The organism is Serratia bockelmannii (assembly GCF_051803255.1).
Taxonomy (GTDB): Bacteria; Pseudomonadota; Gammaproteobacteria; order Enterobacterales; family Enterobacteriaceae; genus Serratia; species Serratia bockelmannii.
Genome location: NZ_CP196512.1, coordinates 2,486,459 through 2,510,777, shown reverse-complemented (window position 1 = coordinate 2,510,777; position 24,319 = coordinate 2,486,459). Strand labels below are relative to the sequence as shown.

The window sequence follows — 24,319 nt, the reverse complement described above, 5'->3', positions numbered from 1 at the left end:
GATCCTCCATATAGTGACGTTCTCGCAAGCCACACCAGGGGCCTTATGCGAAGAAACTCACTATTTACACCAAAATTTCATCGTTCTGCTTAAAACGAAGGCGATGACGTTGCGCATGCGCTGCGCAATGGCGGCTCGTTGCGGGGGCGACGCGGCCGAAAGTGATGGAAAGGGAAAGCGCGGTGGCTTAAATCAGGAGGTATGCGCATCAATCAGCAGGTAGCTCAGCCTGGGGGGCGGCTTAATGCTAAAGGGATAGGGAGAGCGCCTAGGCTCTCCTCCATCCAGAATGGTTATCTCGTCAACGGGCCAACTCGGCGCCGTCCAGCTCGGAAATCGCCAGACAAATCACTTCCGTGATGGCCTGTACCGTATAGGCGGTCTTGGCAGGAATGATTAACATCTCATGGGGTTGCAACGTCTGATCGTCAACCTTCAGTTCACCGCTCAGCACCATCAGTTTCACCCAGCCCGGATGAAAACGCGCCGGTTGTTGGCTGCCCGCATCGAGCTTCAGCAACGCCGTATGGCCAGGCGTCTCCCGTTTCAAAATGTGAAAGTGTACCCCATCGTAAGGCATGTTTTCGTAATGCAGTGACGCCAGTGTTCTCTTATGCATGGTAAGTGTCCTCGTGACCTGTGAGTAGCTGCTCCGCCTTCGGTCGCCGTAAAAACGATTGGCGGCTGTCCCTACCGAAAGCACCGGCTCGCAGCCTCTTGGCGAACGGATTAACTGTCGTACTTGCAGCGGCCAGATCGACCGCCGTTTCATGCCTAACCTGCCTCAGGCATGCTACTAAATATATAAGAGCCTCGCCGACGGCGCAAAAAACCGCTGCAGGGTTGAGCGTATTACGGTGCTGATCCGTAGTCGGAAAACCTGAACGGCGAGACCAAGGCGCCGTCTGCCGGAGATCGCGATGGCCTCCCCCTTCACACCCCATCATTAATAAATCGCGCCGGGCGATAAGCGTGCGGAATGGCGGAATTGACGCCATGCAGCAGCTCGTCTCCGATCAGCCGGCCAAGCGTCGGTGCGCACATCACGGCCGGATGCATCACCGCCACATAGAGACAGGTGGCGCCCAGCGGCCCAACGATGGGATAACCGTCGCGCGGCCGGGGGCGCATCCCCACCGAACACGCCTGCAGTTGCAAGGGCGCCGTGCCTGGCAGGCGCCCTTCAATCGCCGATTGCGCTTCGCCCTCCACGCGATTTTCATCGCCGTGCGCAGGATAATCTTCCGCCGCCAGCAGATCGCCATTTTGCGCATGACGCACTTCGATGTCGTCGCCCGCAATCAGCGTGTTCACCACCTGCGCCGCCGCGTGATAGCGTAACAAAATGGCCGGCGACGCCTCGATCGGCAGCGAGAATCCGCTACCGTCCAACAGCGCCGAGATCCCCGTGCCGCAGGCGAGCACCACCCGATCGGCGGTAATCGCGCCTTCCTCGGTAACGATGCCGATTATCTGCCCGTCTTCATGCAAAAATCCGCTGACGGTTCGCCCCAGGAACAACTCCCCGCCCCACGCGCGAACGCATTCGAGCAACCGCTGCGTCACTTCTTGCGGATCGACGGCGCCGTCACGCGCCGCAAAATAGGCTTGGCTATCGGGCTGCCTGAGCCCCGGTTCCAGCGCGGTCACCTCGGCGGAGGGCAAAAGCCGATTATCGGGGTTTTGCGTCGCCGGCGCCTGACCATAGCTGAGCGCGCCGGACCAATTCACCCAGAGATCCGGGATCTCCTGCGCCAGGCGTATCCAGTCAGCCACGATCTCGCGCCGCAGAAACGCGTCGGGCGCGCCCTCAGGCACGCCTTCGCTGATCCAGCCAAACGAGCGGCCTGTGGCTCCCGCCGCGGGATGCGCCTGCTCAACCACGATAACGTGCTGCCCTTGGCGCGCGAGATGATAGGCGATCGATGCGCCGACAATCCCGGCGCCCACGATAACCATGCGTGATGATGTTCCATTCATTTAATGATGTCCGAACCTCATTTCAAGTGTTGTCGCCAAAGCAATCCTGCCGCCAGGCAGGCTACCCCGCCGCCGCAGGCCAACACGGCATAAGACGTGCCCCAGCTCTGGGTGGTATCCATCACGATGCCAAAGGATAACGGGGCGAACGAACCGATGCCGAACCCCAGCAACGATCGCCAGCCCATCACGCTGCCGAGCTGTTGCGGCGGCACGTTGTCCGCCATCGCCGCCGACAGCACGCCGGAGTCGCCAAGAATAAAGAAACTGCCGATGCTGACGAACAGCAGCGTCCAGCCCGGCCCCCAGTTCGCCGACCACCCCATCAGCAGCGATCCCAACGCACCGGCGGCGCCCACAAACGTCAGCACCGAGGCACGATTGAAATAGTCGGAAACGGTGCCGACAATCAGCGTGGCGATCATGCCGGCCAGGTGGATCACCGCCGCGGCGATCAATCCGGCGCTGAGCGGATCCAGAGAGAAACCGCTCAACGCCTCGCTGACCAGGCTGGGTGCCCAGGCCCAGTTACCGAGCAGTTCCCAGCTGTGAGCGATATACCCGATCAGCAACAGCAGGGTCGCATAGGTGATAGCATAGCTTTCTCGTTTCGTCTTCCTCCCCAGCGTGCGCGGTTGCGGTTCCTGATAACCGACCAGGGCCAACGAACCCGCCAGCGCCCCCAGTAGCGCACCGGCGGCGCACAGGGCAAACGCCACGCCGGCGCCCCAGCGCATGGCGCTCCAACCGGCGATGAAAACCGACAGAAAATACCCCAACGAACTGGCCGCCAGGATCATGCCGATGGCGTAACCGCGTCGGGCCGGGCCGTTCATCCCCATCGCTAACAGCAGCGCCGGCGTATAGGCGCCGCCCTGCGTCAGGCCGACGAAGGCCATCAACACCAGAGCGCCGATATACGAATGGGCAAACACGGCGAACAGCATCAGCGCACCGGCACCCAGCCAGGAAAACAGCAGATACACCCGACGCGCGCCCAGCGAATCACACCACCAGGAAGCCACCAGCAACGCCAGGGCGTTGGTCAGGCTGAACACCGTCTGCACTGTACCGGCGGAGGCGGCGTCGAGCTGCCACTCGCTTCTGATGGTCGGCAGCGCGCCGGCGAACATCATGGTGCCCAGGCAGAGGCCGGCCCGGCTCACGCAAAGCAAAAAGAAAGCTCGCATCTCAGGGGCGCCTCCCTGTCAACCGCAGGGTGAGGATAACGCCATTAACACGCATGACCGATAGCCAAAAGATCCGCATCATAAACTCAGCAATCAGAAGGAGATGCCTCATCATAGTGAGCAAAATCAACGGCTGACAAACGATCTTTCCTCCCTCACTTGGTTGAGCTAGACTCAACCTATGAAAAAAATTCACTCCCTGCCGCACCTGTCCGCTTTCGAAGCCGCCGCCCGTCTCGGCAGCTTCAGCGCCGCTGCGGATGAGCTGTTTCTCACTACCGGCGCGGTCAGTCGCCACATCCGCAGCCTGGAAGAACAGCTGGAGCTCAAACTGTTTTATCGCGGACACAAGTCCGTGCGGCTGACGCAGGCCGGCGAGAATTTTTCCCGCACTGCGTCCCGAGTGATAAGCGAATTGTTTTCGGCGGAAAGCGCACTGAAAGCGAGCGCCGGCCGGCAGCGGCTGGTGGTACACAGCCTGCCGACGTTCACCATGCACTGGCTGATGCCGAAATTGGCAGCGTTCAACGAGATTCATCCGGAGGTCGCGATTGATATCACCACCGCCACTGGGGCCGTCGATCGCAATATGCCGTTTGACCTGGCGATCCGGCGCGATCCCGCGCACTTCTCCGGACTGAAAGCGATCCCTTTTTTGCAGGAAGACAGCCTGCTGGTCTGCAGCCAGAGCTATTTGCGCACCATGCCGATCAGCGCGCCAGACAATCTGGCCGAGCATACCGCCATTCGCATCCGCGCCCGTGAGGATTTATGGCACAGCTGGTTGAATACCTATCCGACGGCACTGGACGCCTCGCCGCCGCCGCTGACGCTCGACCATACCTTCGCCGCCATTCAGGCGGCCGAAGACGGCCTGGGACTGGCCGTCGTGCCTTACCTGTTCTGCGCCAAACATCTGTCGTCTGGCCGGCTGGTGTCGCCTTTCCCAGCGTTGACTATCCGAACCGGCGTTTATTCCCTGCTGCTGCGCGATCGGGACGATGAGGTCGTGAGCCAATTCGCCGCCTGGCTGCAGACGTTCCAGGCGTAAGCGCCGTATCGGAAACGCGTCACCCTCCTGGACATGCGCGAGCGTTTCGCGCGTCCACTCGGTAAACCAGGCAAAGACATTCTCAGGCGTGGAGCGTCAGGCCTTTTATCGCCTTATCCACCGCTTTCTTCGGCCCGCGCAGCGCCAGGCCGACCAAATCCAGATTGTCCGCGTCTTCAGCGAGAAAAACCTGCCGGTTGGCTGCATCGTGCCCGGTCGCAAACATGGCGTGCACATAGGGAACCAACGTCAATTCCCGCTCCAGCCCTTTGCGATGCACATTTTGCAGGCCCGGCAGATCCGCGGCAAAAATCAGCATCGGCTGCCCGGAAATGCCGCCGTAGCGTCTGCCTTGCGCATCCACATAACACTCGCCGATGATTTCCGGGGCGGCGGCGGCGATGCCCGTCGCCAGAAAGGCCACCACATTCAGCCGCTGCCAGGTCTGCAGATCGTCGCGTACGATAAACGCTATCTTGGTATCAAACATGTTTCGCTCTACTCCGTTGTGCTCTTAAAATAAAAGCGCATCATCGGCGATGGGCGAATCAGCGGTATAGAACGTTTGTGCACTGACGTTGATAGGCCGCCGGCGATAAACGGTAGGCGCGCTGGAACCAGCGGCCCAAGTGGCTCTGATCGGCAAAGCCCACCTGCATCGCGACCTGCGCCGGTTCTTCCCCCTGCGCCAACAAAAAGCGTGCAGCCCGCAGCCTCAGCCGGACCAGGTAAGCATGCGGCGACTGGCCGAAGGCCCGGGTGAACTGGCGAGTCAGGCGGAAGCGGTCCAGGCCGCACTGAAGCGCAAGTTCATCCAGGCTGGGGTTACCCGCCATGTGCTCGTGCAGGTAGTCTCGTAAGCGATTCATCACAATCAAAGCATCATCGCTTTGGGACGTTGGCCTGACGCGTATATGCCGCGCCAAAAGCGTCAGCAGTTGATCCAGGCTTTGATCGCGCGCCAGCCGGCCTTCCCCCTGATGCAACGCAAAAAAAGCCTGTTGTATCGCGGTCGCCAGCATCGGATCGTCGGTCAACGTGCTGTGGAAGGCGCCTTCCAGCACAGAAACGTCCCCTAATCCGCGGCGGTTCATCGCATCGGAAACCCAATGCTGCGGCAGATAAAGCATGGCATAGGTAAACCCTTCGGCCTGCGGCGCATGACCATCGTGCACCGCGCCCGGCTCGATCAGCATGGCACGTCCCGGCCGGCTGGTATGCAAGGAACGATGACAGTTGAAACGTTGTAAACCTTGCTGCGTCACGCCCACCAGCATTTCGTCATGATCGTGGGGATCGTAGGCATGCCCCTGAAAGTGGGCATTGACGCTTTCGATGCCGGTTTCGTCATCGCGCCGCAGTTCCAGCCAGTCTTTGTGTTGATGATTAGACGCCATGCAGTCAGTCCGGAGTTCTGCCCATAGGAAAGAAGAAAACAGCTTACCCTGAGACGGTCACCGTTTCACGCTCATAACTCGCAGATGGCATAAGTGCCCTTACCGGCCGATTTCGCCTGATACATCGCGCCGTCGGCGCGGGTCAACAGCATCTCCTCCGTCACGTCAGTGTGTGAGGAAATCGCCGCCCCCAGGCTGGCGGACAGGCTCACCGTCTGCTGCCCGATCTGCGAAATATCAGCCAGCCGCGCCAACACGTTTTCGCAAAATTCGCTGACCTCGCGCTGCGGTTCCGCCAACGGCCACAGGATGACCGTGAATTCGTCACCGGCCAGGCGCGAAACGCTATGGCGCTCGCCGGCGCAGGCGCTGAGCAACCTGGCGAACGTCTTGAGGATCAGATCGCCGAAGTCATGGCCATAGCTGTCATTGAGGGCTTTGAAACCATCGAGATCGATGAACACCAGCGCCATTTGCCGCTGTTCGCAACAGGCCTGCACCGTGCTGGACAACCGACGCAGAAAAGCGCGGCGGTTGGTCAACCCAGTCAGCATGTCGTGCGTAGCATCGTACTCCAGCCGTTGCTGCAGGCGCTTCAACTCGGTAATGTCCATGGACAGAATGTAAAACCCCTGAGCCTCGCACGGCACCAGCGTAGTGTGGATCATCAGCAACCCCTTCTGGGTCTGGAGCTCATTTTCGAAGCTCACCATTTCCCCCGCCAGGGCCCTGTCTATCATCGGTTTCGCTATCTGATAAACGTTCTCCCCCATAAAATCGCGCACCGTCATTCCTCTAAGGCGGCTTTCTTCCAGGCCAAACCAGGTTTTATAGGCGCTGTTAGCGAACAGGTAGCGTTCATTACCGTCGATTTGGCTGATCAACGCCGGCATGTTGTCAGTAATGGCCCGCAGGCGTTCCTTCTCCGTGCTGAGCTGATATTCGGCGAGTACCCGGGTTTCAATCTCTTCGTTGAGTTTCTTGACGACCACGTTCAGCTCCCGCGTGCGGATTTCGACGCGTTGTTCCAGCTCGTGTTGCAGAGAGAACAGATCGGCCTCCGCCGCCTTGCGCTCGCTGATATCGACGATAACCGAGATGAAATGATCCGGTTTGCCGTTAGGCAGCCGGTTTAACGCCACCGTCAGCTGCACCCAGACGATCGAGCCATCGGCACGGAAATAGCGTTTCTCAAGCGAGTAAGTACTGATCTCGTTTCTCAGCAGTTGCTGCAGTTTTTCCAGATCGGTGTTGAGATCGAGCGGATAGGTAATGTCCTGAAAGGTGCGATCCATCAGCTCGCGCTCGGAATAGTGTAACATTTCGCAGATGCGCGGATTGACCCGCAGCCAATACCCCTGCAGCGACACCAGCGCCATCCCTACCGCCGCCTGGGCGAAGGTCTGTTCGAACAAGGCTTCCGAGCGTTGCAGGTTGGACTTCAGGTTTTCGGTATAGACATGGCGTTCAATGCTCTGCAGGTACTCTTCCACCACGGCGGCGAAGTCGTGCAGGTCGGCCACCTGTTCCGGAGAAAACGGCTGCGGCTGGCTGTCGATAATGCACAGGGTGCCGAGCGGCAAACCGTCGAGCGACAGCAGCGGTTGCCCAACGTAGAAACCGATTCGCGGCCCGCCGATCACCAGCGGATTGTCGAAAAAACGCGGGTCGTTGGCGGTATCGGGCACCACCAGCGCTTCACGTTGCAAGATCGCATGGCCACAAAATGAGATGTTACGCGGCGTTTCCCGGACATCCAGACCGTAGCGCGATAGAAACCATTGGCGATCCCGGTCGATCAATGACACCAGCGCAATGGTGACGCCGAAGTATTTCGCCGCCAGCCGTGTAATACGATCCAGTTTTTCCACCGAGTTCGAATCCAGCACGTTCAGCGAGTTCAGTACCGACAGACGTTCGGCTTCGTTTTCGGGGAAGCAGGGTTCAAGCATGTTGTCTCCCATTGTGTCACCCACGGATCCGGCGCAGCCAGCCTGCGTGATTCCGTTCAGCCTATCCGTCGGTTAGCGGCAAATATCCTTGTCCATCATAGACTCACTCAGTATCAATCCGATTGCGCATTCTCGCCAGCTTTGCCGGGCGTTGCGTTTGCCACCGCGCTGCGCTACAGTCGTTCACAAGGTGATGGTGTTCCACCTTTCCCAACCGCCGCGTTCGCTCGAACCGGATGATGACGCCTGATATACAACTTCGCTTTATTTTTTAGGCAGGTATGTCAGGAGTCGCTATGAATGAAATCTCACGTATTACCCCTTTTCCATCCCAGCCTGATCTCGCCGTGCGGGAAATGCCGCTGTACGTTTTCGGCCATAAAAATCCCGACAGCGACAGCATCTGCAGCGCGCTGGTGGTCGCGGACTGGCTCAATCACCTCGGCAAACCGGCCGTCGCTTTCCGCCTTGGCGAATTGACGCCGGAAACCCGCTACATACTGGCCGCCGCCGGCGTACAAACGCCTGCGCTGCTGAAAGGCGATCTCCGTGACCGCAAAGTCTGGCTGGTGGATTTTACCGACGTCGAACAAGGGCCGGCCTCATTGCCCGACAGCGATGTGGTCGGCGTTATCGATCATCACCGGCTGGGCACCTTGATCACCCGCAACCCGCCCGATGTCTGGATCCGCGCCGTTGGCTGTTGCGCCACCGTGATCCTGTCCATACTGACGTCAGATACGCCGATGCCGCTTTCTTCCGCCCAGGCCACGCTGCTGCTGGGCGCGATTTTGAGCGATACCGTTGCGCTGAGCGCACCGACCACCACCGAACAGGATCGGGTGGCGGTCGCGCGGTTATGCGCAATCTCTCACGTTGACTATGACGCCTTCATCGCCGGATTGCTTGCCGCCAAAACCGATCTTTCGGGGCAATCCGCCCCGCAGTTGCTGCACCGTGACGCTAAGAATTACCGCATCCATAGCGTCTCGCTGCTGCTGTCGCAGATAGAAGTGCGGGCTATGAGCGATATCGATCCGCTGTTGCCCGCGCTGCAACAGGCGCTCGATCAGGCTAAGCAGGAGGCCGGGCTGGAGATGGCCGCGCTGCTGGTTACCGATATCACCCGCCACCGCTCTACCCTGTATTTCTCGTCGAACCGGGTGCTCGCCATTCGGCAGGTGTCGCTGCCCGGCATGACGAGCCGGAAAAAAGAGGTTTTACCGTGGTTAACCCTACAGATTGCTAACGCAGGGAGATAAGTCATGTCGCTCTATCAACATGCTTTACTGCTGGTGCAGGATGAACGCGACGGCCGGCTGCTGTTACGCCATGCCGAACGCCTCAATCAGCAGATGAATACGCGCATTACCGTGGCGCACATCAGCGCCGACTATGCCGAGCTGGACTACCTCAGCGATGCACAAACCAAAGATCGCCAGTCCAGCGAGGTGATCGCTGCCAAAGCCATGCTCAGCCGGCTGGTGGAAGACTGCACAATCCCCCTGGAGGTGCGCGCAATTGTCAGTATTCACCGCTTCAAAGACATCGAGGCCCTGATTGCCCGTGAAGGCGTCGATCTGTTGCTGCTCGGCCATCAGAACCGTCCGTTCGGCGTCTTTGCCTCCTTCGGCTTCGAGTTCATTAACCATTTGTCGATCGACGTGCTGATAAAGCACGTGCCCACTCCCTAGAATGAGGTGATCATCCATGAGCTATGAAATTGAAAACGTAACCGCCAGAGAGATCCTGGATTCGCGCGGCAACCCCACCGTCGAAGTTGAAATGACTGCGGCGGGCGTCGTGGCACGGGCCTCGGTTCCCTCCGGCGCCAGCACCGGTTCACGCGAGGCGGTGGAACACCGCGACGGCGATCCGCACCGTTACGGCGGCAGAGGCGTACTGGAGGCGGTGCAAAGCGTCAAAACGGCGATCAATGAAGCGCTGCGCGGGGTAGATGTACGCCAACAAGGGGAGATTGACCGCCGGTTGATCGCACTGGACGGCAGCGAGAACAAGAGCCGATTGGGGGCCAACGCCCTGCTCGGCGTTTCTCTGGCCGCCGCCCGCCTCGCGGCGCAATTGTCGCAGCTGCCGCTGTATCGTTATCTGGGCGGTCTCGGCGCCAACCTGCTGCCGGTGCCCTGCATGAATATCATCAACGGCGGCGTGCATGCCCGCTGGCAAGGTGCGGACTTTCAGGAATTTATGATAGCGCCGCTGGGCGCGCCGTCGCTGCGCGAGGCCGTGCGCTGGGGCAGTGAAGTTTATCAGGCGCTGCGCCAAATTCTGTTGGAGAAAGGCCTGTCGGTCGGCGTTGGCGACGAAGGCGGTTTTGCGCCGGCGGTTGCCTCTAACCGGCAACCGCTGGAGCTGATCGTACAGGCGATAGAGAAAGCCGGTTATCAACCGGGAGACGATATCGCCATTTGCATGGACCCGGCCTCGAGTGAATTCTATGCCAACGGCAAATACCGCCTGCGCAGCGAAAACGCTGAACTGGATGCCGAACAGATGACGGCCTATTACCAGCGGCTGGTGCAAGATTTTCCCATCGTGCTGATTGAAGACGGTTTGGCCGAGGACGACTGGGCGGGCTGGCGCATTCTCAGCGACGCCCTGGGCGATCAGGTGGAACTGGTCGGTGACGATCTGTTCGTCACCAACGTGAAATACATCCAGCGCGGGATTGATGAAAGATTGGCCAATGCGGCGCTGATCAAGCTGAACCAGATTGGCACGCTGAGCGAAACTTTCGCCGCCGTGCAGCTTTGCCAGGCAAATGGCTGGGGCGCCTTTATCTCACACCGCAGCGGCGAAACCGTCGACAGCTTTATCGCCGATATGACGGTTGCGATGCGAGCTGGCCATGTGAAAACCGGCGCGCCGTGTCGCGGCGAGCGGATCGAAAAATACAATCAGCTGATGCGCATCGAAGACCAATTGGGCATCGCGGCGGTATATGCCGGGCGCGCCGCCTTTAAACACCGTTAATCTTTGCAGGCCGGCCACGCACCGGCCTGTTTTTCATTTTTTGCGCGGCATAATCCCGCCACGCCGGATTCCAACAGAATACGCCGCGTCGCCATCAACGTCTCACGCTGCTCGTTCAGCGTCGCCATCATCCGCTCGATTTCCGCCAGTCGGCTGTCGACGCCCTGTATCAACCCATCCTGATAGGCGCTGCCCTGCAGCGCCAATACCCCGCGGATCGCCTGCAGCGAAAACCCCAGATTCTGGCCGATTTGGATCAGGTGCAGCCGCTCCAGCGCGCTTTCGCTATACACCCGATATCCGTTAACGCCGCGCACCGCTTTGGGCAGCAGACCCTGCTGTTCGTAGTAACGTATCGCCGACGCGGCCATGCCGGCGCGCTCCGCCAACTCTCCGATTTTCATGCCCTATTGACCTTAAAGTTAACTTTAACCCTAGTATAGCGCCATTCCCCCTGCGACAGGAACGTACCCGATGTTTACCCCACTGATTCTGCCCAACGGCAGCCGCTTACCCAACCGTCTGGCCAAGGCCGCGTTGGAAGAAAATCTGGCCGATGAGGGCCAACTGCCCGGCCCCGCGCTATGGCGCCTGTATCGCCACTGGGGTATCGGCGGCGCCGGCCTCATCATCACCGGCAACGTGATGATCGACGGACGCGCCATGACCGGCCCCGGCGGCGTAGTGTTGGAACAGGATACGCTGCTCGAGGCGTTCAAAACCTGGGCGGCGGCCTCGCGCCAAGAAGGCGCGCAGGTATGGATGCAGCTCAGCCACCCGGGCCGTCAGGTGATGGCCAACATGGGCGGCAACGCCTGGGCACCCTCCGCCATCCCAATGGCGATGGGCAAGTACAGCAAGCAGTTTGCCCCGCCGCAGGCCATGAGCGAAGCGCAGATTGCCGAGGTGATCGCCCGCTTCGCCGCCAGCGCGCACGCCGCCGAACAGGCCGGGTTTACCGGCGTGCAGATCCATGCGGCGCACGGCTACCTCATCTCCCAGTTCTTGTCGCCGTTGTCCAACCAGCGCAGCGATCGTTGGGGGGGCGAGCTGGCGAATCGCGCCCGCCTGCTGCTGGAGGTGGTGCGCGCGGTGCGCCAGCGTGTCTCGCCAGGCTTTTGCGTGGCGGTCAAACTGAACTCCGCCGATTTTCAGCGTGGCGGCTTTTCGCCGGACGAGGCCCGACAGGTATTGTTGATGCTCAACGAACTGCCGGTCGATCTGGTGGAGTTGTCAGGCGGGAGTTATGAGAGCCCGGCGATGCAGGGCGAAGCGGCGGACGACAGCACCCTGGCGCGCGAAGCCTATTTTCTGACCTTCGCCCGCGATCTCGCCGCAGTGGCCCGCATGCCGGTGATGACTACTGGCGGCATCGCCCGCCCGTCGGTGGCGCAACGGGTGCTGAACAGCGGCATCGCGGTGGTCGGCATCGCCACCGCCATGGCGGAAATTCCCGATCTGCCGCACCGCTGGCAAACCGGCGAAGCCCCTCATGCGCTGCCCGCGCCGGTAAAATGGCGCGATAAAACGCTGACGCTGCTCGCCCGTATGGCGCTGATCAAGCGCCGCATGCACGCCCTGAGCCGCGATCGGACGCGCAACGTGCGTTACTCCCCGCTGTGGTCGCTGCTCATCGACCGGTGGCGCACCCGCCGCACTCTGCGGCGCTATCACGCCTGGTTACGGCAACGTTAATAACCGCGGTGCCGGCAGACTCGCCGGCACCGCACAAAAATCCCGCTTTTTTGATCGCGCTACGTAAAATCTGCAAGAAATCACCACTCTGGGTACTGCGCTTTTAACGCTCGGCCGCTTATATTCATCACAAATTTTGTGTATATAACCGCTATAGGACTTAAGGTGGTGAATAGATGAAAATAAGCCGCTATTTTCTATTTATGTTATTAATCGGAAATTCACCTTAATAATAAATGCATTAAAGAAGTAGCCAAAGGAAAGCAGAAAAGGATTTTTACGCAATGTTAAAGAAATGTTGTTTTTTGCTGGCAAAACCAACGGTCAACAAATCAACAACATATTGATGAGCCTAAGAAAAAACTAAACAATTCAAAACAAAATCGGCTATTGAGTCCCAGGCAAAAAAGCCATATATTGGTCGCGCTTTTCACAAGGCAGTTACTTTTCTAATTCATTAATTCAATCGTTGCGTCTTGAGACCTTCGGTTGTAGGAGAGATATGATGACGGATAAAGTCCGTATTGATACTTTAGTTGCAAACTCATTAAACGGAAACAATGAAACCTATTTGGCGCGTCAAGCCGAATTTGAGTCGAATGTTAGGAGTTATCCGCGCAAATTGCCGTTGGCAATTGCGAAAGCCCAGGGCGTTTGGATCACTGATGTTGAGAATAATCAATATCTTGATTGCCTGGCCGGGGCGGGAACGTTGGCTCTTGGACATAATCACCCCGACGTCCTGCAAAGCATCCAAAATGTCATTACCAGCGGCTTGCCGTTACATACTCTCGATCTCACGACCCCGTTGAAAGATCGTTTCTCCGATTACCTGCTCTCTCTGTTGCCTGGCGAAGGCAAAGGGTATCGCCTGCAGTTCTGCGGCCCGTCCGGCGCCGATGCGGTGGAAGCCGCGCTGAAGCTGGCGAAAAAGCACACCGGCCGTTCCGGCGTGATCAGCTTCTCCGGCGGCTATCACGGCATGACCCACGGCGCGCTGTCAGTCACCGGCAACCTGTCGCCGAAGGCGGCGATCAACGGCATGATGCCGGAAGTGCAGTTCATGCCTTATCCGCATGAATACCGCTGCCCGCTGGGCATCGGCGGCGAAGCCGGCGTCAAGGCGCTGACCTACTACTTCGACAACCTGATCAACGACGTGGAAAGCGGCGTGCGTAAACCGGCGGCGGTGATCCTGGAAGCCGTTCAGGGCGAAGGCGGGGTTAACCCGGCGCCGGCCGAGTGGCTGCAGCGCATCCGCAAAGTGACGCAGGAGCATGGCATTCTGCTGATCATCGACGAAGTTCAGGCTGGTTTCGCCCGTACGGGCAAGCTGTTCGCCTTCGAACACGCCGGCATCGAGCCGGACATCATCGTGATGTCGAAAGCGGTCGGCGGCGGCTTGCCGCTCGCGGTGCTGGGCATCAAAAAAGAGTTCGATGCCTGGGAACCGGGCCACCACACCGGCACCTTCCGCGGCAACCAGCTGGCGATGGCCACCGGCCTGACCACCCTGCAGTACCTGAAAGAGCATAAGGTCGCCGATAAAGTGGCCGCTCAGGGCGAATGGCTCAAAGGCAAGCTGACCGAGCTGCAGAAACGTTATCCGGTGATCGGTCACGTCCGCGGTCTGGGCCTGATGATCGGCATCGAGATCGTCAAGCCGAACGAAGCGCAGGATCACATGGGCTGTTACCCGGCCGATGGCGAGCTGTCCGCGCTGCTGCAGAAAAAATGCTTCGAATCCGGCTTGATCCTGGAGCGCGGCGGGCGCAACGGCTGTGTGCTGCGCCTGTTGCCTTCCCTGCTGATCACCAATGATGAGCTGGGTATTTTCCTGGATAAATTTGAGCAGGCGCTGTTGGCCGCCGGCGTCAAGCCAGTCTGATTGGAGCGAATGACCGCGATGTCCAAGTTAAACCCGATTCTGGCTTCCTCGGCGCACAGCGCCGAGGCTTACCGCCAGGCGATCGCACAGAGCAGTGAAGCCGTCGTGCAGTGGCTGCAACAGCCCGAGATGTATCAGGGCAAAAGCGTTGCCGAACTGCGCGAGCGCATCCAGCTAGACTTTACCCCGCAAGGCCTGGGCAACCAGGCGGCGATCGAGCGCGCCATCGAGTACTTTTTGAAAGACAGCCTGTCGGTGCACCACCCGCAGTGCGTGGCGCACCTGCACTGCCCGAGCCTGGTGATTAGCCAGGCTGCCGAAGTGCTGATCAACGCCACCAACCAGAGCATGGACTCCTGGGATCAGAGCCCGTCGGCCACGCTGATCGAAATGAAATTGATCGAGTGGCTCCGCGCCCAGGTCGGTTACCCGTCCGGCGACGCCGGGGTGTTCACCAGCGGCGGCACCCAGAGCAACCTGATGGGGCTGATGCTGGCGCGCGACGCGTTCTTCGCGCGTCAGGGCCACTCCGTGCAGCAGGACGGTCTGGTGGGCGATCTGCGCAAGCTGAAGGTGTTCTGTTCTGAAAACGCCCACTTCTCGGTGCAGAAGAACATGGCGCTGATGGGCCTCGGCTATCAGTCCGTCACCCTGGTGAAAACCGATCGCTTCGCCCGCATGGACGTGAACGATCTGGCGGAAAAACTGGCGCAGGCCAAGGCCAACGGCGAGCAGGTGATGGCGATTGTCGCCACCGCCGGCACCACCGACGCCGGTGCCATTGACCCGCTGCGCGACATCGCACGGCTGGCGGCGGAGCAGCAGATTTGGGTGCACGTGGATGCGGCCTGGGGCGGCGCGCTGCTGCTTTCCGAGCAGTACCGCGACTACCTGGACGGCCTGGAGCTGGTGGACTCCATCACCCTGGACTTCCATAAACAGTTCTTCCAGACCATCAGCTGCGGCGCCTTCCTGCTGAAAGACGAGCGCCACTACGAGCTGATGCGCTATCAGGCGGCCTACCTGAACTCCGAGTTCGACGAAGCGCAAGGCGTGCCGAACCTGGTGTCCAAGTCGCTACAGACCACCCGCCGCTTCGATGCGTTGAAGCTGTGGATGGGGCTGGAAGCGCTCGGGCAGAAGCAATACGCCGAGATCATCGATCATGGCGTGACGCTGGCGCAACAGGTGGCGCGCTACATCGCCGATCAAGAAGCACTGGAACTGGTGATGCAGCCGCAGCTGGCCAGCGTGCTGTTCCGCTACCGTCCGGCGCAGCTGGCGGCGAACGGCGATGCGGCCGTCGCGCTGTTCAACCAGCGTATCGGTGACGCCCTGTTGGAATCGGGCCGCGCCAACGTCGGCGTGACCGAGTTCGATGGCGTGACCTGCCTGAAGATGACGCTGCTGAACCCGATCGTGACGCTGGAAGACATCAAGCTGTTGCTGGCGCTGGTCGAGAAAACCGCCCAGCAGCTGCCCGCGTAACCCTCTGCCACTGCGCATTAAAAGCCGATAACCCCAGGTTATCGGCTTTTTTATCGCGCTCACGCCGTGCGCGTATTCAATCCGTTGACATGTTTTCCCAGGATGTCGCTTGTAGGTCCAGATCGATTTCCAGCGTTTCCAAAAAGCGCGCCGTCATCATGTAGTGCCCAATCATTAATGCCAGTTCAGCCAGTTGAACCTCGTCATAATAGCGCCTGACCGCGTTAAATGTGTCGGCAGAGACCTTCACCTGCTTCACGCATTCATCGACAAAATGCAAGATGGCCGTCCCTCTGGCGTCGATGCCCACACCCTGCTCTATTTTCTCGATGTCGTCATCGCGCCACCCCGCAAGGATCGCCAGCGGATAGTGTTGCATACGCTCATAAGCGCTGTGGCTTAACGCGCCAACCCTTAATATGATCATTTCCCGATCTTTATCACACAGTCGCCCGGCCGGAAAAGAAGCGCCCAGGGACAGATATCCCTGCGCCGAACGGCTGGTTTTCAACAGACCCAGCGTAAGATTGGCGGGAAAACGGGCATATTGCTGCTGCTGCTCAGCCGTTAATTCACTCACTACCGGCAGTTTTATTCTGGCCATCGTTTATTCCCCTGCGCGTTCATCGATAATTGCAACCGGCCGAGCCCAGCCGGCGGATGCCTTATAAACCTTCACCGGCAGACTGATCACGTTAAATCCGCAGGGCGGCAGCAATTCAAGATTGCACAGTTTTTCAATCTGGCAATAAGGATATTGACTGCCGGCATAGTGCCCTTCCCAAATAAGCGAAATATCGCCGCTTTGTTCAAATTTGGTGCGCGTATGGCTGAATGGCGCGTCCCAGCTCCAGGCATCGGTGCCCACCACCCTGACACCACGTTCAGTAAGATACAGCGTCGCTTCACGGCCCATGCCGCAACCGCGATGAATAAAATCTTCGCTGCCGTAACGCCCGCCGGCCGCCGTGTTGACCAGGACAATATCGCCGGCGGCGATAGGATGGCCGATCCTCGCTAATTCACGCTCAATATCATGTGCAGTGGCTACATAGCCGTCGGGAAAATGCCGAAAATCCAATTTGACGCCAGGGCCGATACACCATTCCAGCGGTATTTCATCAATGGTTTTTGATGCAGAGCCGTCGTCCATATGCGAATGGTAGTGATACGGGGCGTCCATATGCGTCCCCGCGTGGGTGCTCATGCGGACAAATTCCACCGCCCAGCCCTCCTGAAGCGGCAGCGCTAAGGGATCCAGGCCGGGAAATGATTCCGCCAGCTGCAACGCTCCGCGCTTGTTGTCAACATACTCGATTTCCGGCAGAAACCGCTCCGGATCGGAAGCGATCCCGCTCATCAGCGGCACCGAAAGATCAATGATTTTACCGTACATATTGTTACCTTTATCCAGGGGAATGACCTGCCCAGAGTAAGCTTTCCCCATAGAATAGAAATGCCGATTATCAGACAACTTATTGTTATAATAGGAAGGCGCAGCCATGAACGGACAGGAAGGCGTCATGAAACCGTCAGAATTGACCGGGGAAATCCCAATATCGATTTGGTTCAGAAATAAATCCTGGCCGGCAGGAACGCAATTCCCTTTACAGGCGTTGCCATGGGGCAAACTGATGTATTCCATGAAAGGGTTGGCGGAAATAAATATTGAGAACAATATTTATTTATCCACACCGGAATATGCCATTTGGCTCCCCGTTAATACCGAACATGAATCCGTAGCAAAGAGTGCAATTGACTATGTCATTCTTCATGTCAGCCCCTCGCTATGCCAATCCTTACCGAGCAGACCGCAAACCCTGCGGCTGAATAAGATCGTCAAAGCGGTGCTGGCCGATTTTTCAGAAAGGCTTATTGGCTATCCGCACACGCCTCAGGACCAGACGCTGGTTACCGCGTTGCTTGAGCAGCTGGCGCTGTCGGAGCGTTTTGACAGCTACCTGCCGCTCGGCAGCGATGACGTTGTCAAGATCATGACCGAAAAGATGAGCGCCGCGCCGCACGATCTCAACACCCTGACACAATGGTCGGGCATGCTGGGCTTGAGTGAGCGTACGCTGTCGCGGCGATTTCTCGCCGCTACCGGCATCTCTTTCAATGAATGGAAGCTGAGAAGCAAAACCCTCATGGCGATGACGCTGTTACAGGAAGGGAAAGCCGTCAAATATGTCGCCTCTACCCTGGGATATAACGATCCGTCCGCGTTTATCGCCATGTTCAGACGGCAAACGGGCCAGTCCCCCTCCGGTTTTTTAGCGGTAAGTCATGGCACAGCGAAAACAGGCTCAGGCATAATGCATGGCGACTGATGCAGCATTCGCACGCACAAACTGCATCGAACGCCTTTCCCCCTATTCAGCATGACAGGATGCGCACGCATGACCGACCCTGATTTCAACCTGCTGATCGCACTCGACGCGCTGCTGACGGCGGGCAGCGTTGCCGGCGCGGCGCGGCGTCTCGGTTTAAGCGCCTCGGCGATGAGCCGCACCCTCAGCCGGCTGCGCACGGCCACCGGTGATCCTCTGTTGGTGCGCGCCGGCCGTCATATGGTGCTGACGCCTTATGCCGAAACGCTGCGCGAACGGGCGCGAAACGCGGCATTCGAAGCCCGCGCTGTGTTGCGTCCGGCGCAGGGAGCATTGGATCCCGCCGCGCTGGATCGTACCTTCACGCTGCGCGCCAATGACGGCTTCGTCGAGGCCTTCGGCCCGGCGCTGATCGCCGCCGCCGCCGAACAGGCGCCGCGGGTGCGGTTGCGCTTTGCGCCCAAGCCGGAGAAAAGCGACCGCCCCCTGCGTGAAGGTCTGGTCGATCTGGAGATCGGCGTGTTGGGTGACATGGGCCCGGAAATCCGCCTGCAGGCGCTGTTCCGCGATCGCTTCGTTGGCGTGATGAGAACCGCACATCCGCTGGCGCAACAGCCAGAGATTGGCGTCGCCGACTACGCCGCTTGCGGCCACGTGGTGGCCTCGCGCAGCGGGCGCATTCTAGGGCCGGTAGACGCTGCGCTGGCGGAGCTGGGGCTGGCACGCCATATCGCCGCCGTGGTGCCAAGCTTTCCCGCCGCGCTGGCGGTGGCGCAAGCCTCAAACCTGTTGGCGTTGCTGCCCACCTCTTTCCTGCAGGCTCAACCTGCCGATGGCCCGCTGCGCGTCTTCGAGCTGCCGGTGAAAACGCCGCCCATTACCGTCTCGCAAATGTGGCACCCGCGCCTGGACGCCGAGGCGGATCACCGCTGGCTGCGGCAGTTGGTGTTGTCGGTTTGTCATTAAAGAAAAACGGAGTGACATCGTCACTCCATTCATAGCCGTAGGGTAAACAGCGAAGGTTTAAACAGATAATGGGGATTTCAGGAGGAATATCCCTGAAATCCCACGGGCAAGGAGCATTAGCTATCGCAACGGCCGCCCTTGGCAAGCTTTACCGCAGCTTTAGAAATAACACGTTTGCCTTCATCCTCTGTCGATTGACTCAGACCGGCACCGCCGACGAATACACCCATCTTAATATATTGTCTTACGAAGTAATTTTTCCCCGCTTCGGTATAAATGGAAAGATCGTTAGGAGAAAATTCAGATTCGGTAGAGATTTTATGCTGTTGTCCGCCGTCAACCTGGGTATAGAAAAACGTTTTATCCGCGGTCTCACCCACGCATTTGCCGTCAAGATAAACATCTTTCTTCAACGCCTTGCCGACAAAACTGTCACGATAAATATAGAGGCCCGCTTTGTTTTCATCCAACGCAGGGAAGCTTTTGGCATGCGCTGATTCTTGATCTGTTGCGAGAGGGATGCTTGCACACCCGCTTAATAATAATGCGCTCGCCAGTGAGGCGGAGAGGAGTAGTCTTTTGGTCATGATCAATCCTTCGGTATAAAAATGTAGCAAGGAACAACGCTTAATTCACTGTGAACATTTAATTATCACATTAAATATAACCAACAGTTATTATATTGATAGTGGTGAAATTCATTTTCAAACAGTGAGTTAGGGGGGGGTCGTGCCCAACACACAAGCGATAACGATATTGCCACAAATAAAATTTGATTCAAGAAATCAATGTCTAAAATATTACAGAATCATCAATTTTATTGGCATAATCAACGCTGATCCACACGTTTAAATTACCTTGACCGCTGGCTGAAAATAATTTCGGTCAGGTTAATCTCCGTATGTTCACTGCATTCGAATCTCCCCATCGAGCGAGGGTTGTTCCCCCTCGCTCGATGGGAGAACATAGCGTTCACGATGCCTGACTCAGTGAAACGCCCATGACGCTTCCCCTCTCTGGCCGGTCTTCGACGGCCATAACGACCTGCTGCTCAATCTGTGGCTGCAGCATGACGACGATCCGGTCGCCGCCTTTTATTCCCGCGTCACGCCGGGCCACCTCGATTTCTCCCGCATGCGGCGCGGCGGATTTTTCGGCGGGCTGTTCGCGGTATTTATTCCTCCGGTCAGCTATATCGCCCAGATGCGTAATCAAACGCAGGACGAGGCGCAGGCCGCCTTCGATCCGCTGGCGATCGCCGAACGGCAAATCGCCATCCTGCAGCAGCTGGAGCAGGCTTCTCAGGGGCGGCTGCGCATCTGCCGCACCGCCACCGAGATAGAGCAGTGCCGCCTCAACCGGCAAATCGCCGCGGTGCTGCATATCGAAGGCGCCGGCATGATCGATGCAGAACTGACGCAGTTGGAGGCCTTCTACCGGCTGGGCGTGCGCAGCATCGGGCCATTCTGGAATCTGCCAAACGCCTTCGGTACCGGCGTCAGCGGGTCGTTCCCCGGCTCACCCGATACCGGCCCCGGCCTGACGCCGGCCGGCGAGGCACTGATTCGTGCATGTAACCGCCGACGCATCATGATCGACGTCTCGCACATGAACGAGAAAGCCTTCTGGCAAACCGCCGCGTTGAGCACCGCACCGCTGGTCGCTACCCACTCCAATGCCCATGCCCTCTGCCCGCAGCCGCGCAACCTGACCGACGCGCAGCTGGACGCCATCGCCCAGAGCGGCGGGATGGTCGGCGTCAATTTCGGCACCGCCTTCCTGCGGGCGGACGGTAAACGTGACAGTGCAACGACCGGCTTAACAGAAATTGTTAAACACGTTGAGTATTTGATCGCTAAACTTGGTGAAGATCGCGTGGGATTTGGCTCTGATTTTGACGGGGTCAACGTACCGCAACCGTTGGAGGACGCCGCAGGCCTGCCGCGCCTGACGCAAGCGCTGGCGCAGGCCGGGTTCGATAACCGGCTACTGGAGAAGCTGACCTGGCGTAACTGGCTGAACGTGCTCGCCGCCACCTGGGGTGAATAACCCGGTTACGCTTTAAAGGTTGCGATCTCCGTCACATTTCGCCAACATTGGGCCGGCCGAATGCGAACGTTTCTCATTGGGTTCGACATATTACGATGCATGCTAAGGAGCACCGCTATGACTACCTGGACTAAACCTGAGTTTGTTGACCTGCGTCTGGGGCTGGAAGTAACGCTGTACATTTCCAACCGTTAATCGCCCGTCTGCCCGCCCTTCGCGCGGGCATTTCTTTCCCTCTCTTTCTGGTTTAGACATGCAGATAAAAGTTCTCGGCTCGGCGGCGGGCGGCGGCTTTCCCCAGTGGAATTGCAACTGCGACAACTGTCGGGGCGTTCGCGACCACAGCATCAGCGCCACGCGCCGCACGCAGTCTTCCATCGCTATCAGCGACGACGGTAAAAACTGGGTGCTGTGCAACGTTTCCCCGGACATTTGCCATCAACTGTTGGCCTCGCCAGAATTGAATAACCCCGACGTGCTGCGTGGCACCGGCATCGGCGCGATCGTGCTGACCGACAGCCAGATCGATCACAGCGCGGGCTTACTCAATTTGCGTGAGGGCTGTCCGCATCACGTCTGGTGCACGCCTGAAGTACATGACGATCTCAGCACCGGCTTCCCGGTGTTTCCCATGCTCTCCCACTGGAACGGCGGGCTGATTCACCACCCGGTGACGCCCGGTGAGCCGTTCCACACGGCGGTCTGCCCGACCGTGCGCTTTACCGCCATTCCGCTGCTCAGCAACGCGCCGCCCTATTCGCCGTATCGCGATCGTCCGTTGCCGGGCCACAACGTGGCGCTGTTTATCGAAGATACCGCACGCGGGGTCGGGCTGCTGTACGCACCGGGCCTGGGTGAGCCGGACGAGGCGCTGATGCCGTGGCTGCACCGCGCGGACTGCCTGCTGATCGACGGCACGCTGTGGCGCGACAACGAGCTGGCCAACGCCGGCGTGGGCCGCAATACCGGCAAGGACATGGGGCATCTGGCGCTGGCGGAAGAACACGGGCTGGCGGCCCTGCTCGCCACCTTGCCCGCCAGGCGCAAAATCCTGATCCACATTAACAATACCAACCCTATCCTCAATGAAAACTCGGCAGAGCGGCAAAGCCTGACCGCCGCCGGCATTGAAGTGAGCTGGGACGGCATGAATATCGAACTGTAGGGAACCGCCATGACGCAACCACTCCCCCTTGACCCACAGGCGTTTGAAGCGGCGCTGCGCGCCAAAGGCGCTTATTACCATATCCACCACCCGTACCACATCGCGATGCACAACGGCGAAGCGACCCGCGAGCAGATCCAGGGCTGGGTGGCCAACCGGTTCTACTACCAGACCAGCATTCCGATTAAGGATGCAGCGATCATGGCCAACTGCCCACAACCGGAAACACGCCGCAAATGGGTACAGCGCATCCTGGATCACGACGGCTACGGCGGCAGCGAAGGCGGCATCGAGGCCTGGCTGCGCCTGGGCGAAGCCGTTGGGCTGCAGCGCGACACTTTGCTCTCTGAAGAGCGGGTACTGCCGGGCGTGCGCTTCGCGGTGGACGCCTACGTCAACTTCGCGCGCCGCGCCTGCTGGCAGGAAGCAGCCTGCAGCTCACTGACCGAACTGTTCGCGCCGCAAATCCACCAATCGCGCCTCGACAGCTGGCCGCAGCACTACCCGTGGATCGACGCCGCCGGCTACGACTATTTCCGCAGCCGCCTCGGCCAGGCCAACCGCGATGTGGAACACGGCCTGGCGCTGGCGCTTGACTATTGCGACACCGTTGAAAAGCAGCAGCGCATGCTGGAGATCCTGCAGTTCAAGCTGGACATTCTGTGGAGCATGCTGGACGCCATGAGCATGGCCTACACCCTGAACCGCCCGCCTTACCACAGCGTGACCGCCGCGCGGGTATGGCACAACCAGAGGCTGGTGTAATGACGCTGAACCCTGAACACACCCCCGTCTTCCGCCGCGGTTACCGCCTGCAATGGGAGCAGGTGCAAAACAGCCATGTGATCCTCTACCCGGAAGGCATGGCCAAGCTGAACGACAGCGCCGCCGCCATTTTGCAACTGGTCGACGGCCACACTACGCTGAACGGCATCATCGCCCAGTTGAACGCCCGCTTCCCCGGCGCCGAAGGGTTAGCGGACGACGTGCTGGAATTTTTCCAGCGCGCCTACGAACAAAAATGGGTGACCTTCCGTGACTGAACCACGTGCGCCGGCGGTGAATCCGCCGCTCTGGCTGCTGGCGGAGCTGGCCTACCGCTGCCCGCTGCAGTGCCCCTATTGCTCTAACCCGCTCGATTTTGCCACGCAGGAAAAAGAGCTGACCACCGCGCAGTGGATCGAGGTGTTTCGCCAAGCGCGGGCGATGGGCAGCGTGCAGCTCGGCTTCTCCGGCGGCGAGCCGCTGGTGCGTAAAGACCTGCCCGAGCTGATCGCCGCCGCCCGCGATCTCGGGTTTTACACCAACCTGATCACCTCCGGCATCGGCCTGACCGAGAAAAAGCTGCAGACCTTCGCCGACGCCGGGCTGGATCACATTCAGATCAGTTTTCAGGCCAGCGATGAAACGTTGAACGCCGCGCTGGCGGGCTCCGCCAAAGCATTTCAGCAGAAGTTGGCCATGGCCAAGGCGGTCAAGGCGCTCGGCTATCCGATGGTGCTCAACTTCGTGCTGCATCGCCATAATATCGGCCAGATCGACCGCATTATCGAACTGGCGATCCAGCTGGACGCCGACGACGTCGAGCTGGCGACCTGCCAGTTCTACGGCTGGGCGCACCTCAATCGCGAGGGCCTGCTGCCGACCCGCGAACAGATCGCCGATGCGGAAACCGTGGTGAAACGCTACCGCGAACGCATGGCCGCCGACGGCAAGCTGGCCAACCTGCTGTTCGTCACGCCGGACTACTACGAGGAGCGCCCCAAAGGCTGCATGGGCGGCTGGGGCGCCATCTTCATGAGCGTGACGCCGGAAGGCATGGCGTTACCCTGTCACAGCGCCCGTCAGTTACCGATCGCCTTCCCGTCGGTGCTGGAGCACGATCTGCAGCATATCTGGTACCACTCGTTCGGTTTTAACCGCTATCGCGGCTATGACTGGATGCCGGAGCCCTGCCGTTCCTGCTCGGAGAAAGAGCAAGACTACGGCGGCTGCCGCTGTCAGGCGTTCATGCTAACCGGCAACGCCGACAACGCCGACCCGGTGTGCGGCAAATCGCCGCACCACGGCACCATTCTGGCGGCGCGGGAAGCGGCGAACCGTTCGCAGATCGGTATCGATCAGCTGCGTTTTCGCAATCAGACCAACTCCCGTCTGATCTTCAAGGGTTGACG

General features: G+C 59.2%; 25 protein-coding genes and 1 riboswitch. Of the genes, 15 read left to right on the top strand and 10 right to left on the bottom strand.

The features are described from left to right. Positions 1-301: 301 nt before the first annotated feature. The 3 genes from ACSJLU_RS12050 to ACSJLU_RS12040 form a co-directional block, all read right to left on the bottom strand. Positions 302-619 (bottom strand): cupin domain-containing protein, encoded by a 318-nt coding sequence (locus ACSJLU_RS12050; protein ID WP_025302841.1) that lies wholly within the window; start codon positions 617-619, stop codon positions 302-304. A gap of 314 nt (positions 620-933) precedes the next feature. Then, positions 934-1,980 carry an NAD(P)/FAD-dependent oxidoreductase gene (locus ACSJLU_RS12045; RefSeq protein WP_089180904.1) on the bottom strand — a complete coding sequence of 349 codons (1,047 nt, stop codon included), beginning with the start codon at positions 1,978-1,980 and terminating at the stop codon, positions 934-936. Between the two features lie 17 nt (positions 1,981-1,997). Then, positions 1,998-3,170: an MFS transporter gene (locus ACSJLU_RS12040; protein ID WP_225735576.1), complete on the bottom strand. Its 1,173-nt coding sequence runs from the start codon at positions 3,168-3,170 to the stop codon at positions 1,998-2,000. 181 nt (positions 3,171-3,351) lie between these two features. Here ACSJLU_RS12040 and ACSJLU_RS12035 point away from each other — a divergent pair, with 181 nt between their 5' ends. After that, the gene (locus ACSJLU_RS12035) at positions 3,352-4,221 is read left to right on the top strand and encodes a LysR substrate-binding domain-containing protein (protein WP_025302838.1); all 870 of its coding nucleotides are present in this window, start codon (positions 3,352-3,354) and stop codon (positions 4,219-4,221) included. A gap of 82 nt (positions 4,222-4,303) precedes the next feature. Here the strand turns inward: ACSJLU_RS12035 and ACSJLU_RS12030 are convergent, their stop codons facing one another. The 3 genes from ACSJLU_RS12030 to ACSJLU_RS12020 form a co-directional block, all read right to left on the bottom strand. Beyond that, positions 4,304-4,711: a DUF2000 family protein gene (locus tag ACSJLU_RS12030; RefSeq protein WP_025302837.1), complete on the bottom strand. Its 408-nt coding sequence runs from the start codon at positions 4,709-4,711 to the stop codon at positions 4,304-4,306. 58 nt (positions 4,712-4,769) lie between these two features. Continuing rightward, a complete protein-coding gene (locus ACSJLU_RS12025; protein WP_089180903.1) occupies positions 4,770-5,618 on the bottom strand; it encodes an AraC family transcriptional regulator in 849 nt (282 codons plus the stop codon). A gap of 71 nt (positions 5,619-5,689) precedes the next feature. Then, positions 5,690-7,570: a diguanylate cyclase domain-containing protein gene (locus ACSJLU_RS12020; protein WP_043137367.1), complete on the bottom strand. Its 1,881-nt coding sequence runs from the start codon at positions 7,568-7,570 to the stop codon at positions 5,690-5,692. A 180-nt stretch (positions 7,571-7,750) separates the two neighbouring features. Then, positions 7,751-7,826, top strand: a riboswitch (Fluoride riboswitch). 40 nt (positions 7,827-7,866) lie between these two features. On the opposite strand from ACSJLU_RS12020, the gene ACSJLU_RS12015 reads away from it, so the two are divergent. The 3 genes from ACSJLU_RS12015 to eno are packed head-to-tail and all read left to right on the top strand — an operon-like array spanning position 7,867 to position 10,564. Beyond that, a complete protein-coding gene (locus ACSJLU_RS12015; protein ID WP_380827759.1) occupies positions 7,867-8,832 on the top strand; it encodes a DHHA2 domain-containing protein in 966 nt (321 codons plus the stop codon). Positions 8,833-8,835: 3 nt separating this feature from the next. After that, positions 8,836-9,264, top strand: a complete 429-nt coding sequence (locus ACSJLU_RS12010; protein WP_025302833.1) for a universal stress protein — start codon at positions 8,836-8,838, stop codon at positions 9,262-9,264. A 16-nt stretch (positions 9,265-9,280) separates the two neighbouring features. Continuing rightward, the gene (eno, locus tag ACSJLU_RS12005) at positions 9,281-10,564 is read left to right on the top strand and encodes a phosphopyruvate hydratase (protein WP_043137369.1); all 1,284 of its coding nucleotides are present in this window, start codon (positions 9,281-9,283) and stop codon (positions 10,562-10,564) included. Here the strand turns inward: eno and ACSJLU_RS12000 are convergent. Continuing rightward, positions 10,561-10,968: a MerR family transcriptional regulator gene (locus tag ACSJLU_RS12000; protein WP_025302831.1), complete on the bottom strand. Its 408-nt coding sequence runs from the start codon at positions 10,966-10,968 to the stop codon at positions 10,561-10,563. The genes eno and ACSJLU_RS12000 overlap by 4 nt on opposite strands. 70 nt (positions 10,969-11,038) lie before the next feature. Here ACSJLU_RS12000 and ACSJLU_RS11995 point away from each other — a divergent pair, with 70 nt between their 5' ends. The 3 genes from ACSJLU_RS11995 (at position 11,039) to ACSJLU_RS11985 (ending at position 15,635) form a co-directional block, all read left to right on the top strand. Beyond that, complete coding sequence (locus tag ACSJLU_RS11995) at positions 11,039-12,259, top strand: NADH:flavin oxidoreductase/NADH oxidase family protein (RefSeq protein ID WP_197791001.1); 1,221 nt, start codon at positions 11,039-11,041, stop codon at positions 12,257-12,259. Between the two features lie 505 nt (positions 12,260-12,764). Next, on the top strand, positions 12,765-14,147 hold the full coding sequence (locus tag ACSJLU_RS11990; RefSeq protein ID WP_380827765.1) for a diaminobutyrate--2-oxoglutarate transaminase: 1,383 nt from the start codon (positions 12,765-12,767) through the stop codon (positions 14,145-14,147). Between the two features lie 18 nt (positions 14,148-14,165). After that, the gene (locus tag ACSJLU_RS11985; protein ID WP_043137457.1) at positions 14,166-15,635 is read left to right on the top strand and encodes a pyridoxal phosphate-dependent decarboxylase family protein; all 1,470 of its coding nucleotides are present in this window, start codon (positions 14,166-14,168) and stop codon (positions 15,633-15,635) included. A 76-nt stretch (positions 15,636-15,711) separates the two neighbouring features. Here ACSJLU_RS11985 and ACSJLU_RS11980 read toward each other — a convergent pair whose 3' ends face one another. Together ACSJLU_RS11980 and ACSJLU_RS11975 are read right to left on the bottom strand one after the other, a co-directional pair. Next, on the bottom strand, positions 15,712-16,239 hold the full coding sequence (locus tag ACSJLU_RS11980) for a carboxymuconolactone decarboxylase family protein (protein ID WP_025302827.1): 528 nt from the start codon (positions 16,237-16,239) through the stop codon (positions 15,712-15,714). 3 nt (positions 16,240-16,242) lie between these two features. Further along, positions 16,243-17,031 carry a cyclase family protein gene (locus ACSJLU_RS11975; protein WP_380827769.1) on the bottom strand — a complete coding sequence of 263 codons (789 nt, stop codon included), beginning with the start codon at positions 17,029-17,031 and terminating at the stop codon, positions 16,243-16,245. 106 nt (positions 17,032-17,137) lie between these two features. Here ACSJLU_RS11975 and ACSJLU_RS11970 point away from each other — a divergent pair, with 106 nt between their 5' ends. Together ACSJLU_RS11970 and ACSJLU_RS11965 are read left to right on the top strand one after the other, a co-directional pair. Then, positions 17,138-17,965: a helix-turn-helix domain-containing protein gene (locus ACSJLU_RS11970; protein ID WP_043137377.1), complete on the top strand. Its 828-nt coding sequence runs from the start codon at positions 17,138-17,140 to the stop codon at positions 17,963-17,965. 69 nt (positions 17,966-18,034) lie between these two features. Beyond that, positions 18,035-18,931, top strand: coding sequence for a LysR family transcriptional regulator (locus tag ACSJLU_RS11965; RefSeq protein WP_060447178.1), 897 nt, complete (start codon positions 18,035-18,037; stop codon positions 18,929-18,931). A gap of 116 nt (positions 18,932-19,047) precedes the next feature. On the opposite strand, the gene ACSJLU_RS11960 is transcribed toward ACSJLU_RS11965, so the two are convergent. Then, on the bottom strand, positions 19,048-19,518 hold the full coding sequence (locus ACSJLU_RS11960) for a DUF2846 domain-containing protein (RefSeq protein ID WP_025302823.1): 471 nt from the start codon (positions 19,516-19,518) through the stop codon (positions 19,048-19,050). Positions 19,519-19,975: 457 nt separating this feature from the next. On the opposite strand from ACSJLU_RS11960, the gene ACSJLU_RS11955 reads away from it, so the two are divergent. The 6 genes from ACSJLU_RS11955 to pqqE all read left to right on the top strand — a co-directional run bounded on the left by ACSJLU_RS11955 (position 19,976) and on the right by pqqE (position 24,317). Continuing rightward, complete coding sequence (locus ACSJLU_RS11955) at positions 19,976-20,980, top strand: dipeptidase (RefSeq protein ID WP_439041089.1); 1,005 nt, start codon at positions 19,976-19,978, stop codon at positions 20,978-20,980. A 117-nt stretch (positions 20,981-21,097) separates the two neighbouring features. After that, a complete protein-coding gene (gene pqqA, locus ACSJLU_RS11950) occupies positions 21,098-21,175 on the top strand; it encodes a pyrroloquinoline quinone precursor peptide PqqA (protein WP_004937827.1) in 78 nt (25 codons plus the stop codon). Between the two features lie 58 nt (positions 21,176-21,233). Further along, positions 21,234-22,145 carry a pyrroloquinoline quinone biosynthesis protein PqqB gene (gene pqqB, locus ACSJLU_RS11945; RefSeq protein ID WP_049207642.1) on the top strand — a complete coding sequence of 304 codons (912 nt, stop codon included), beginning with the start codon at positions 21,234-21,236 and terminating at the stop codon, positions 22,143-22,145. 9 nt (positions 22,146-22,154) lie between these two features. Next, positions 22,155-22,910, top strand: a complete 756-nt coding sequence (gene pqqC / locus ACSJLU_RS11940; protein WP_025302820.1) for a pyrroloquinoline-quinone synthase PqqC — start codon at positions 22,155-22,157, stop codon at positions 22,908-22,910. Continuing rightward, on the top strand, positions 22,910-23,188 hold the full coding sequence (gene pqqD, locus ACSJLU_RS11935) for a pyrroloquinoline quinone biosynthesis peptide chaperone PqqD (protein WP_016927749.1): 279 nt from the start codon (positions 22,910-22,912) through the stop codon (positions 23,186-23,188). Before pqqC ends, pqqD begins: the two co-directional genes overlap by 1 nt. Next, complete coding sequence (pqqE, locus tag ACSJLU_RS11930) at positions 23,181-24,317, top strand: pyrroloquinoline quinone biosynthesis protein PqqE (protein ID WP_439041083.1); 1,137 nt, start codon at positions 23,181-23,183, stop codon at positions 24,315-24,317. The genes pqqD and pqqE overlap by 8 nt, the downstream gene beginning before the upstream one ends. Positions 24,318-24,319: the final 2 nt, after the last annotated feature.